Below are 12,723 nucleotides of genomic sequence, written 5' to 3' on the forward strand. Positions count from 1 at the left end.
CCTGCTTAGTGATAAGCAGCTATTTTCTAAAAGAACAAAGGAAAATGAATACTTGGTTTCTTTTTTGTATGAGGTACATATCCGTACCGCTTGCTAGATGATTTATTCTATCATATGATAATTAGAATTAATGTAAAATCTAACAAGATGGTGCCTGACACCAATGAAAAGGAGACCGATTATGTCCTCTTTTGTTGATAGCCCAAATGGTATTTTCCCTTCGGTTTGTTCACTAGACTGCCCGGATCAATGCGGGTTGCTCCTTCGTAAAAAGAACGGAAAGATTATCAAGGTCGAGGGTGACCCGAATCATCCAGTCACTAAGGGTTTTATTTGCAACAAGGTTCGAAATATGACTGAACGAATCTATGATGAAAAACGGCTAAAATATCCAATGAAGCGCATTGGTGCGAAGGGAGAAGGGGAATTTGTCCGAATAAGCTGGGAGGAAGCTATTGAAACGATTACCACCCGCTGGAAGGAACTGCTGCAAAGCGAGGGTGCCGTAAGTATTCTGCCCTACAGCTTTTATGGAAATATGGGAAACCTTAGTGCTGAAGGCATGGACCGCCGCTTCTTCAATCGTTTGGGATCCTCCCAGCTTGACAGGAGTATCTGTAACGCAGCCGGTGCAGTTGGTTATAAATATACAATGGGCGGCAGTTATGGAATCGATCCTGAGGATACAATCCACACCAAGCTGTTTATTTTTTGGGGGATTAATGCTGTAAGTACCAACATGCACCAAGCAGTCCTGGCCCAACAAGCACGGAAACAAAATGGCGCTAAAATCATTGTTATTGATGTCCACAAAAATCAAACTGCTAGATTAGCAGACTGGTTTATTCCCATTTTACCGGGGACTGATACCGCTCTGGCTTTAGGACTGATGCATATTTTATTTGCCGAGAACATGGTGGATTCCTCATTTCTGGAGCAATATACAGTCGGTCATGAGCAGCTGCGTGAACATGTTGTGCAGTATGACCCTATTACCGTATCGGGCATTACCGGCATACCGGTGGAGGATATTGTTCAACTTGCAAGGATGTATGGTAAAACGTCCCCTGCCTTTATTCGGATTGGAAATGGCCCGCAGCACCACGACAATGGCGGTATGTTCGTGAGAACGATTTCCTGCCTCCCTGCTTTAACAGGACAGTGGTTGGTAAAAGGAGGAGGGGCTATCAAAGGAAATTCCGCTTACCTGGCACACAATACTGCTAATTTGCAGCGGCCTGATTTGTTAAAAAATAAAAAAACGCGGGTGATTAATATGAACCTGCTGGGAGAAGCCTTGCTCACTTTAGATCCCCCAGTAAAATCGCTCTATGTATATGGGAGTAATCCAGCCGTTGTTGCGCCAGCTGGCAATAAGGTTCGAAGAGGATTGAAACGGGAAGACTTATTTACTGTCGTCCATGATTTATTTTTAACAGAAACGGCAAGGTACGCAGACATTGTTTTACCGGCCACATCTTCATTTGAAAACACGGATTTTTATACATCGTATTGGCATCACTATATTCAGCTTCAACAGCCTGTAATCGAACCATTCGAGGAAGCAAAGTCAAACATTGAGGTGTTCCGGCTGCTGGCTAAAGGAATGGGCTTCACCGAAACGGCTTTTGATGAGACAGAAGCAGAATTAATTGGCCAATCACTAGCTAATCCCATGAATCCTTATATGAAAGAAATACATTACGAAACCTTAACCGAACATCATTATCTTAAGGCAAAGGCGAAATTTCCTGCCAGGCTCCCAACACCGAGCGGAAAAATCGAACTATATTCAGAAAAGATGAAACAGGACGGATATTCTCCATTACCAACCTATGTACCTTTAAAAAATGACTCTTATCACCCCTTTCAATTTATAGCGGGGCCAAACCATAGCTTTTTAAATTCAACATTTGCGAACCAGTCAACACATGTTGGGCTTGAAAAAGAGCCTGAAGTGGTTTTAAATCGTTACGATGCCGAAAAATTGGGAATAAAAAATGGAGAGCAGGTCCGGGTTTGGAACGACCGAGGGGAATGTATACTTAAAGCGAGTGTTGGTGACAGCGTCCTTCCAGGTGTGGCAGTTACTCAAGGCCTTTGGGGGGAAGTAAAAGGAACAAAACATCTGGTCAACTCGCTTACCCCAGACCGTATCGCAGACATGGGCGGTGGTGCCACTTTTTTTTCTGGGAGAGTTACCGTCGAAAAAGTAACTGGTGCCTGACACCAAAAAAGCGTAACGGGTTTTGCCTGTCGCAAACATTAAAAATGTGAGTCAAAATGAAAGTCAAATGTATATGAATGTACCACTCATTTTTTTGTGTGAAACGATTTCTACAGATTTTTTGTTATGGAGAAGATTGAAAGGCTAATTTTTACTATTCCTCCTGTTAAGAGGATGTTTTCTTTTTGTCGTTGCTTGATGACTTCTTTCTCCCATTTAATCAAATCTCCAATTTTATACTCATCTAGTTACTGCCAAGTTGCTTCATGACAACCAAAAATCGGCTAACGTACATTTGCAATGCAAATGTCAAGTTTAGTAAGTTTCTTTAAGGTTGCTGTAAATGTTGCAACATTATCATTTACTATGTAAGAAACGTAATAGAATTAGCATAAATGTTACCTATTCTTTCAATGAAATCCTAATCCTCTATGCTACGATAATGTCATGTAGTTTTGAAGAGGTGACATGGTGGAGACGATTGAAAAAGCTTATACAACAAAAGAGATTAGCATGACGTTAGGAATTGGAGACTCGACGTTAAAAAAATGGTGTTTGTCCCTCGAAAAGAACGAGTACCCTTTCACCAGGAATGATCAAAATCAGCGTTTATTCCTGGAGAAGGACTTGGTGGTCTTGAAGCTTTTCCAAACAATGGTCCAGACGAATAATTTTTCGGTGGAGAACGCCGGGATGTTGATTGCATCAAAGTTTAAAGAGAGTGGGTTCCCGAGTGGTGTTTCTGCGATAAGAATAGAGGAACAGAGTGAAAAAAGGCGTTCTTATGAGGTTGTTCAGAAGCCTGCGGCCATCATTCAATATCAGGAAGCATACATACAGGAACAGAGGGAATTTAACCAGGTGTTACTGGAGTCTATGCGGGAACAAAAGGAGTTCAACCAGGTGTTACTGGAACGATTAGAAAAGCAGGAAAAATCTATACAAGAAGGGCTAAATACACGTGATGGGGAACTCACGCAGTCTATCCAGGGACTTCAGCAGCAACTCAACCAATTGACCATACAGACGCAGGAAAAGAGAAAGCAGCGCAAAGGACTATTCAAATGGTTTAGTTAAGCAGAGGCATAGCAAAAGCAAAGCTATGTCTTTTTCTTTTGAACATTCAACATAAAGAATGCTAAGGAAGCTCTTCCATTCTTTAAACAGTACTATTCATATCAGTCAAGAAGGTTAAAATCGATTTTTCCTTAAAAAAGGGTAAACAGGCTCTGTTTGATGACTTAATGGGGAGGAGTTTTCGTGAAAAATCGTGATAAAAAGAAAAAAAAGTTACTGAAACGGTTTAAAAATCAGGGAAAATCTATACAAGAAGGGCTAAATACATGTGATGGAGAACTCATGCAGTCTACCCGTGAACTTCAGCGGCAACTCAAACAATTAGACATACAAACGCAGGAAAAGGGAAAGCAGCGCAAAGGACTATTCAAATGGTTTAGTTAAGCAGAGGTATACTTCAAAGACCTTAATCGTCGTAATAGCCCCATCTATTGAGAATCGGAACCCCACAAGTCGAAATTAATACTTAATTCTTGTTTCGCTGACAGGCATTACTTTAAAGATCTATATAGATCGATTTCGAAAATTCGACATGGGCGTTCTTTGCCCATGTTAAATTATTTATGTGGATTTATATATTAAGAGCGTGTTTTGAATCAAACTTTTTTCAAAACACGCTCTTTCTTTTTGTTCGTTGATCAAGGTTATGAGTATCAATTTGAATAAACATTATTCCAAAGCTACAAATGCAACCATTTCATTTTTTGTAAAAAATATAGCTTGACCACCATTGACCATATAGGTCAACAAGAGTACAATGTGATTGACTGATGTGGTCAATCAAAATTTTTAGAATGAAAGAAAAGAGGGCCGCCCTTATGTTTTCAAAATTTTTGAACCTGGATAAGGAAAAACAAGACCGTATAATAAATGCTGCGATAAAGGAATTTGCCCAGAAGGGATTTGATAAGGCATCGACCAATGAAATTGTTAAGGAGGCGGGAATATCAAAGGGGTTATTATTCCATTATTTCCAAAATAAAAAGCAATTATATTTATTCTTGTATGAACATACGATCGATGTTCTAATGGAAAAAATTATGGAAAAAATTAATTGGGATGAAAAAGACATTTTTGTCCGCTATCGGCAAATCGCATTGCTGAAAATTGAAATATATAAAATCTATCCTGAAATGTTAAATTTCGTTAAGGCGATCTATAAAGACTCCTCCTCTGCAGTGAAAATTGATATAGACCGCAGAGGGAAGGAAATATTAGAAAGTTCCTTAAATAAATTATTTTCCGATATTGATCTTTCTAAATTTAAGAAAGGGATTGATACCAAAAAGGCGATCAACATTATTAATTGGACATTGGAAGGGTTCGCCTATCAAATGCAAGAAAAAGTATTGTCCCTATCCCTGGAACAAATCGATATGGAGGAGACAATGGCAGAAATGGAAGAATACCTGAACATACTAAGAAATTCTTTATACGAATAAGAAGGTGATCAATCGTATACAAAGTTGGTCATTCCGCATAACTAATTGAGGAGAAAAAGGGAGGTATTATCAATGAACGTAATAGAAATTAAAAATCTAACCAAAACTTACGGCAAGGCAAGAGGAATATCCGATATTAGTTTTAATGTTGAACAGGGTGAAATTTTCGGGTTTATTGGACCTAATGGTGCTGGGAAGTCGACAACGATTCGCACATTATTATCTCTCATTTATCCAACTAGCGGCAGCGCCACGATTTTTGGGAAAGATTGTATTCAATTTGCTCCAGAAATAAAAAAGGAAATTGGCTATTTACCATCAGAAGTTTTTTACTATGACAATATGAAAGTAAAGGACCTATTAAAATACTCAGCCAGTTTTTATAAAAAGGATTGCAGCAAGAGAATCAAAGAGTTAGCAGAAATTATGGATTTGGATCTCAATAAAAAAATTGATGACCTTTCTTTAGGAAATAAGAAGAAGGTCGGGATTATTCAAGGGCTGCTCCATGAACCTAAACTCATTATTTTGGATGAACCGACAAGCGGGCTCGATCCATTAATGCAGCAAAAATTCTTTGAACTATTAGAGGAAGAGAATAAAAAAGGTGCTGCGATTCTATTTTCGTCACACATCCTCAGCGAGGTTCAAAGATTATGCAATCGTGTTGCCATCATTAAAGAAGGTAAAATTGTAACGGTAGAAAAGATTAGTACGTTACAAGAGAACAACTATAAAAAGTTTAAAATTGAGACGAAATCAGCCCTAGACAAGAATTACTTCCAAATCAGCGGGGTCAATAAATTAGAGGTCAACCATAACGTAACCAGCTTTTTATTTAGAGGTAATATCAATACGGTGATGAAAAAAATCGCGGAAATTGAAATCGCGAATCTGTGGATTGAAGAGCCGGACCTTGAGGAGATCTTTATGCATTATTACGAAAAGGAGGCTTAAGAAAAGATGAATATTTTTATGCATGAATTGAAGGCTTATCGAAAGTCTACGATCATATGGTCGCTATCGTTAATTGTGATTATCGTTATTTTTATGTCGATGTATTCTTCGTTTGCCAAGGACGCAGAGGGTTTTATGAAAATATTGGGAAATTACCCAGAGGCGATAAGAAATGCACTCGGGTTTAATCAAGAAAATTTCTTTACGATTCTAGGATTCTATAGCTTCCCATTATCGTTTATTACTCTTTTCGCAGCAATCCAGGCGATGAATCTGGGCACTTCCATTGTCAGCAAGGAAGTCCGTGAAAAAACAGCGGACTTTTTGCTAACAAAGCCTGTTACCCGTACTACTATTTTGACAGCCAAGTTATTGGCAGCGTTGGTTTCGATTGTTATAACGAATATGGTTTATTATGCTGCAGCCAGCTTTGTGGCATTACAAGTCAAGACCGATGATTTCAGCTTGAAAATTTTCTTTTTGCTTTCGCTTACAATTTTTTTCGTTCAACTGATATTCCTATCCCTAGGAATTATCATTTCCGTTATTGTCCAAAAGATCAAATCCGTGCTGACCGTCTCGCTTGCTACCGTCTTTGCTTTCTACTTTGTGGGAATGTTCAGTGATACGACAGGTGATGAAGTGAAACGTTATTTTTCGCCGTTTAACTATTTTGATACTGCCTATATCATTCAACATTCCAGCTATGAAGCAACATTTTTGATTGTTGGTGCAGCTATTATTATTCTTGCCATTGCAGCTAGTTATGTCGTCTATACCAAGAAGGATATCCATGCTGTGTAAGAATACTGGCTTTGCTTGTGGAAAGCTATATAAATCGATTTAGAAAATTCGACATGACCAAAGAGCGGCCATGCCAAATTTTCTAGACCTAAGCGGCTGTCACCCCCCTTGCGGGGTTGGCACCATCCGCATAGGTGAACCTTTGAGGGCGGATTCGAGTTGTCTAGACTGCTGATTGTGAATATCTCTCCATAAAATGAAAACGTGTCGAGTGATTAAGTAGAATGTATATAAATGGGGGAGTTTGATCATGAATATATTTTTAAAAGAAGTGAAGTCTCATCGAAAATCGCTCATACTTTGGAGCATCGGTGTCTTCCTTATGGTGGCATCAGGAATGACTAAATATGAAGCGTATTCGTCATCGGGCCAATCGATAAATGATTTAATGGCAGATATTCCAAAATCGCTGCGAGCCGTATTGGGTTTCAGTGAGTTGGATGTAACGAAGGCCAGCGGCTACTATGGTATGCTTTTTCTCTATTTATTATTAATGGCCACCATTCATGCGGTCATGCTCGGAGCAACTATTATTGCCAAAGAAGAACGGGATAAAACATCTGAGTTTTTATTCGCAAAACCAGTATCTAGAAGTAAAGTCATTACAGCAAAGCTATTGGCAGCATTCACAAATATCGTGATCTTTAATCTCATAACATTTGTTTCGTCCGTTATTCTTTTAGGGAAATACAGTGATGGTGAGGCGGTAAATGGTGAAATTGCTATCTTAATGGCGGCAATGTTCATTTTGCAGATCTTGTTTATGGTTATCGGCAGCGCACTCGCTGCTGTAAAAAAGAATCCAAAAACGGCTGCATCGGTAGCTACTGGAATCCTATTGCTTACGTATATTTTATCAATCGTTATTGATTTGAATGAGAACATTGAAGGCTTAAGATATTTTACACCATTTAAATATTTTGAAGCGAAAAATGTAATGTATGGCGGCGGTCTGGATGTAATCTTTGTAGTAATTTCACTAATATGGATTCTTTCACTTTTGGTCGTAACTTATGTTTATTATAAAAAAAGAGATTTGAATGTTTAGTGCAAAGACCGTAATTTTCGGTCTTTTTTTCATGGTTATAAAGAAGGAGAGTAGATTGCTAGAATACAATCCACTCTCCTTTTGTTAATGGAAAGAACGTATGCAGGGATGTGTGTATACTTACTCAGGGAATGAAGGTTCTTCCCATCTTTCGCTAGTTATCCTTTTAAAGAATGGTTAGCTTCCAGAGATGCCGCTTCTGTGTCTTTCATTCGGCTGAAAATGGTAGCCAGAATCGGCCCGGATATGTTATGCCATACACTAAAAATGGCACTCGGCACCGCAGCCAACGGTGAAAAGTGTGCGGTTGCAATCGCAGCACCTAAACCGGAGTTTTGCATGCCGACTTCGATAGCCACCGCTTTTTTCTTAGATAAGTCCAGTTTAAAGAGCTTGCCGAATAAATAGCCCAACAGGTACCCCAGTAAATTATGAAGAACCACCACGGCAAAAATCGCTAATCCTGTTTTGGCAATTTGCTGCTGGCTGACAGATACAACAGCTGTCACAATGGCAACGATGGCGATGACCGAAATGAGCGGCAGGGCTTTAACACTCGCTTGAGCTTGTTTATAAAAGAGCTTTTTGATCAATAAGCCCAACACAATCGGTACAATGACGACTTTTACAATGGAAAGGAAAAGGCCGCTAGGGTCTACCGGTATCCATTGGCTGGCCAATAATAAAATGAGTGCAGGCGTGACAAAGGGTGCCAAAATGGTCGTAATGGATGTAATCGTAACCGATAGTGCGACATCTCCTTTAGACAGGAATGTCATGACGTTCGAAGAGGTTCCGCCCGGGCAGCAGCCTACTAAAATGACGCCGACTGCAATTTCTGGGGGAAGCTGTAAGCCTTTTGCCAGGGCAAAGGCAAGAAGCGGCATGATTAAAAATTGGCCCACAACTCCAATCATGACATCTTTCGGACGTTTTAACACTTCTTTAAAATCGTTGGCGGAAAGGGTTAATCCCATCCCGAACATGATGATACCCAATAATGGAACGATATAGGGAGCGATCCATGTAAATGTTGCTGGGGAGAAAAAGGCAAGGGCGGCAAATAAAAGCACCCATACGGCAAATGTATTGCCGACAAATTGACTGATACGTTCTAACGTTTTCATGATACACCTCTGACTGTAAAATTTTTGCGATAGGAAACAGTATAAAGTCAATTTAGAATAAAATCAATAATTAGAATATTTTTTATTTTAAAATCCGAAATTTTTTTGTCCCTTACGGATTGAATCGAATGTCGAGGTGTCATAAAAACAGCGGGTTTTGCCCGCAAAAGAACAAAAGCCGCTGTTTTTCATTGTTTCATTTTTTCAATATCCCTAAATACTCCTTCCAGGGACCAACGTCCGCTCTGTATCTCTCGGCCATGACCCGTACGATTTGAGAGATGTGGGTTAAATCATGAACCACCCACGTAGACAGCAATTCTCTTAATCTCACTGCACCAAATGCAGGGTGTGTACCGGTCAATTCAAGGTGCCGTTCGGGTTCAATAAGCGCTTTCAATTTGGTAATATTTCGTGTTCTTATCGTTTTGAATTCAACCAGTTTTTGTTCAAGCGATCGTTCAGACTGTTCATCTAAGTGAGAATAACGATCGAATGGAGGGAAGGGTTTGCTTTCACCTTCTTGAAGAATCATTTCTACTCTTGGTATCCAATTATATTTTTCTCCTTCAATGAGATGATCAATCACTTCAGAGGCATTCCACGTTCCTTCTCCTTCATGGCATTGCAGCCATCCATGGGATAAACCGGCTAAAAAATGTTCCAATGTTTGTGGTGTACGCTCTAAAACCTCAATCGCTTCGTTCATCTTAAAATTCATCTAACGGCTCCTTTCTGTCATTCATTCCGGGGAATTTTAAACAATTACTTTTAATAGGTATATGTGTATGTTGGTTTAAATCTGCTGTTATCCTTCAGTATCTAAGCGAGTGCTTCGTTTGTGGAGAAACCGTACGAACGAACGTCGGCTTGTGTTCTCCGTTAACCTTTGCAGGTCGTTCATCGCTCAGAGTACATGCTTTTCTTGGACGAACGTGCTAGAATAATAGCAAAAACTACATAAGTGCAGCAGGCATTTGATCATTTTTCAGTGAATAAGGATCATCAATGTCTGTCATATTTGTTAGAAATGGAATGAAAAAGGTCGCTTTTACGGCATGTTTCAGCCATGATTTTTTTCAATATTATTAAAAATGCGAAAGAGGTAGGGGTAGGTATGCTTAATACAATTCATCTTTTAGATATCATCGCTGTATCCATGAAGGCCGGAGAACAAATTATGGAGGTATACAATTCCGAGTTTGCCGTTGAAAATAAAGAAGATCAATCACCATTGACGCTTGCTGATAAAAAGTCGCATGAAGTCATTGCTTCTGAATTAAATCGTTTGTTCCCGGACATTCCCGTTTTGAGTGAAGAAGGCCAGCATTTGCCTTATGAAGAACGCAAAGATTGGGAGTATTTATGGGTAGTGGATCCGCTGGACGGGACAAAAGAATTTGTGAAACGAAACGGTGAGTTTACGGTCAATATTGCTTTAGTCCATAACGGTTATCCTGTATTGGGCGTCATTTATGCTCCGGTGTTACATACCCTATATTTTGCGAAAGAAGGAACGGGATCTTTTAAAATGGAAGGTATCGAGACGATCAACTTCCAAGACGAGGCTGAACTGATTTCCAAAGCAGAGAAATTATCATCCCTTAAGCTAAATGAAAAAATCGCAGCGGTTGCGAGCCGTTCGCATATGTCACCTGAAACAGAAGAATATATTGATGAAATCAAGAAAAAATACGGGGACGTCACCATTACTTCAGCGGGAAGTTCGCTGAAACTTTGCTTAGTGGCGGAAGGGAAGGCGGATGTCTATCCTCGGTTTGCCCCTACGATGGAATGGGATACGGCTGCAGGGCAAGCGATTGTCGAGCAGGCGGGAGGAAAGGTGATCCAAACAGATTCGAAAGAACGGCTGTCTTATAATAAAGAGAATCTATTGAATCCGTGGTTTATTGTGAAAAAAGGACGTTTGTAAGTGCCTGTCACCACCCGATATTACTCTATATTTGTCGAACGAAAAGGAGAGTACATGGTTTAAAGCCATGTGCTCTCCTTTTGTTGATGGAATGAAAAACATATTTTTGTGTTAATAAAAAAAGAAGTGTTGCAGCTTATTCTAACGGGTACATCATCAAAAAGGAGGTGAAGAGTCATGTACCGCTGTTCGAACTGTGGGCATTTGCTTGAAACCGAAGAGCAGTTGCATTCACATATGGAAGAGTGCGAAGAGTGTATAGACGAAGAGAGCGAACTTTACTAGATTTTGAGATGAAAAAGTGTCAGTGCAGGAGGAAGAACATTATAACTTACAATAAATTTAAGAGATTAGCTTTTCATTATAAGAAGCGTACGACCCATGTCATATTAGTATTTTTTTGAAGCTTCCATTATTTTGTTGATAATGGAGGTCTTTTTTATTTGTCGTGTGGAAAAGTTCTGTGTGTATGTCATCGCCCTAATACATAGAAGGGGAATCTTCATTCTCTCATTTTTTAGTTCTCCTTTTTCGACGCACCGACCATGCCTGCTTTTGTTCCAGCAAGGCCGGTTCGAGGTGTATGGCTTCAGGTGCCGATCCTGCTCAGTGGTGTTGATTTTTAGACAAGATACATCATTCAATTATTCTTCATCAAATGAGTGCGAGATAAAATTTATATTATTTTAAATATTAAGGAAAATAGTTTGACAGCGTTTTCATAAATATGCTATTTTATATATATTCAAGTTAATATTTGTGATGGAGAAAAGGAGACCACAGCAATTCTTTACCCGTAGGGGTGGAGTATTTGCTGTGGTTTTTTTTTTAGGAATAATAGATTGCAGTAAAATGATCAAGTATTTTCTTATCTAATCTATTAACTTACTCTCTATCGCAACTATTTCTTTTGTAAGGATGGGGGGATGAAGTGTTCTTAACAAGTTTGCAGGTGTAATATTTGTGTCTTTAAATTGAAAAAAGCCGAATGAGACATTTACAAAAGGAGCGGATTATGTGAAGAAGTTTTACAGGGGGGTATTTTTATATTTGTTAGCGCTTTCTTTTTTGGTAGGAGGAGGCGGTAAAGCGCTGGCAGAAACTTCAGGAGATTTCTTGTTGGAGGATGGATTGCCGCCGCTTGGGGCGAATGATCCAACATGCCGACCGGATGCAGCGCATCCAGAACCGATCGTGCTCGTTCCAGGAACCTTTGAGACGATGGCGCAGAACTGGAGCGGACTTGCCCCGTTACTTACAGCGAAGGGCTATTGTGTCTATTCTTTAAACTATGGCTACAGCAGTGCTGGTTATTCTACAGGCGATATTGAAGATTCGGCGATGGAACTGAAAGTTTTTATCGACAATGTTCTTGAGCATACAGGGGCTGATAAGGTGTCGCTTGTTGGACACAGTCAAGGAGGAATGATGCCGCGTTATTATATTAAGTTCCTTGGAGGAGATAAAACGGTCAATGACTTAATTGGGCTTGTTCCCTCCAACCATGGTACAAAAGGCTTTTTTGGGCTCTCCAATCCTACATGGACTGTTGCGGATGTTCTCTCCTGCATCGCTTGCAGGCAGCAGCAAAGCGGTTCGGCTTTTCTTGAAAAACTCAACCAAGGCGATGAGACCCCGGGCCAAGTCTCTTACACAGTGGTCGCGACCCGTAATGACGAGGTTGTCGTTCCTTATACGTCATCCTTTCTTAGCGAGTCATCAAAAGTCACCAATATTACTTTGCAGGACTACTATCCTTTAGATCAAATCGAGCACCAGTTCATCCCTTATGATCTGAATGCATTTAAGTTTGTGTTTGATGCACTCGCTCATGAGGGACCGGCCGATCCAAAAAGGGCTGTCGCTCTCTTTCAGTAGTGCCTGTTACCACCCGAGTCTCTAATAAAACACAAAAACTGATTTTTTGCTGAAAGGGCCTTTCGAGAGGATGGGTCAAAAGGGGTTCTTTTCCCCTTTTGACCCATCCTCTTTCTTACGATTAGTCAAGGGATTTTAAAAAATTAAAGTACTGTTAGTAAGTTCTATGATTTCTTTTTAAAAGGGGATTTTTAGGCACAGCTAATAAGCCCAGCTATTTCTTTTTTTTT

At 39.8% G+C, this 12,723-nt stretch carries 11 protein-coding genes; 9 read left to right on the forward strand and 2 right to left on the reverse strand.

The window, feature by feature from the left end:
• The first annotated feature begins 181 nt into the window (after positions 1-181).
• The 7 genes from BK575_RS04680 (at position 182) to BK575_RS04710 (ending at position 7,555) form a co-directional block, all read left to right on the forward strand.
• A complete protein-coding gene (locus tag BK575_RS04680) occupies positions 182-2,227 on the forward strand; it encodes a molybdopterin-containing oxidoreductase family protein (protein ID WP_078409126.1) in 2,046 nt (681 codons plus the stop codon).
• A gap of 468 nt (positions 2,228-2,695) precedes the next feature.
• Positions 2,696-3,304, forward strand: a complete 609-nt coding sequence (locus BK575_RS04685; protein ID WP_139367965.1) for a MerR family transcriptional regulator — start codon at positions 2,696-2,698, stop codon at positions 3,302-3,304.
• Between the two features lie 183 nt (positions 3,305-3,487).
• Entirely contained in the window at positions 3,488-3,688 is a 201-nt protein-coding gene (locus tag BK575_RS04690) for a hypothetical protein (RefSeq protein WP_078409128.1), read from the forward strand.
• Between the two features lie 434 nt (positions 3,689-4,122).
• On the forward strand, positions 4,123-4,746 hold the full coding sequence (locus tag BK575_RS04695; RefSeq protein ID WP_078409129.1) for a TetR/AcrR family transcriptional regulator: 624 nt from the start codon (positions 4,123-4,125) through the stop codon (positions 4,744-4,746).
• A 72-nt stretch (positions 4,747-4,818) separates the two neighbouring features.
• Positions 4,819-5,703: an ABC transporter ATP-binding protein gene (locus tag BK575_RS04700; protein WP_078409130.1), complete on the forward strand. Its 885-nt coding sequence runs from the start codon at positions 4,819-4,821 to the stop codon at positions 5,701-5,703.
• A 6-nt stretch (positions 5,704-5,709) separates the two neighbouring features.
• The gene (locus tag BK575_RS04705; RefSeq protein ID WP_078409131.1) at positions 5,710-6,507 is read left to right on the forward strand and encodes an ABC transporter permease subunit; all 798 of its coding nucleotides are present in this window, start codon (positions 5,710-5,712) and stop codon (positions 6,505-6,507) included.
• A gap of 250 nt (positions 6,508-6,757) precedes the next feature.
• On the forward strand, positions 6,758-7,555 hold the full coding sequence (locus BK575_RS04710) for an ABC transporter permease subunit (protein ID WP_078409132.1): 798 nt from the start codon (positions 6,758-6,760) through the stop codon (positions 7,553-7,555).
• Between the two features lie 158 nt (positions 7,556-7,713).
• Here the strand turns inward: BK575_RS04710 and BK575_RS04715 are convergent, their stop codons facing one another.
• Together BK575_RS04715 and BK575_RS04720 are read right to left on the reverse strand one after the other, a co-directional pair.
• On the reverse strand, positions 7,714-8,682 hold the full coding sequence (locus tag BK575_RS04715) for a bile acid:sodium symporter family protein (RefSeq protein WP_078409133.1): 969 nt from the start codon (positions 8,680-8,682) through the stop codon (positions 7,714-7,716).
• Between the two features lie 196 nt (positions 8,683-8,878).
• The gene (locus tag BK575_RS04720) at positions 8,879-9,403 is read right to left on the reverse strand and encodes a DinB family protein (protein WP_078409134.1); all 525 of its coding nucleotides are present in this window, start codon (positions 9,401-9,403) and stop codon (positions 8,879-8,881) included.
• A gap of 396 nt (positions 9,404-9,799) precedes the next feature.
• Between BK575_RS04720 and cysQ the strand changes: the two genes are divergently transcribed.
• Positions 9,800-10,615: a 3'(2'),5'-bisphosphate nucleotidase CysQ gene (gene cysQ / locus BK575_RS04725; protein ID WP_078414638.1), complete on the forward strand. Its 816-nt coding sequence runs from the start codon at positions 9,800-9,802 to the stop codon at positions 10,613-10,615.
• Positions 10,616-11,632: 1,017 nt separating this feature from the next.
• Positions 11,633-12,493 carry an esterase/lipase family protein gene (locus BK575_RS04730; protein WP_139367966.1) on the forward strand — a complete coding sequence of 287 codons (861 nt, stop codon included), beginning with the start codon at positions 11,633-11,635 and terminating at the stop codon, positions 12,491-12,493.
• The last annotated feature ends 230 nt before the right edge of the window (positions 12,494-12,723 follow it).

Origin of the sequence: Priestia abyssalis, assembly GCF_002019595.1 — a bacterium.
Taxonomy (GTDB): domain Bacteria; phylum Bacillota; class Bacilli; order Bacillales; family Bacillaceae_H; genus Bacillus_BA; species Bacillus_BA abyssalis.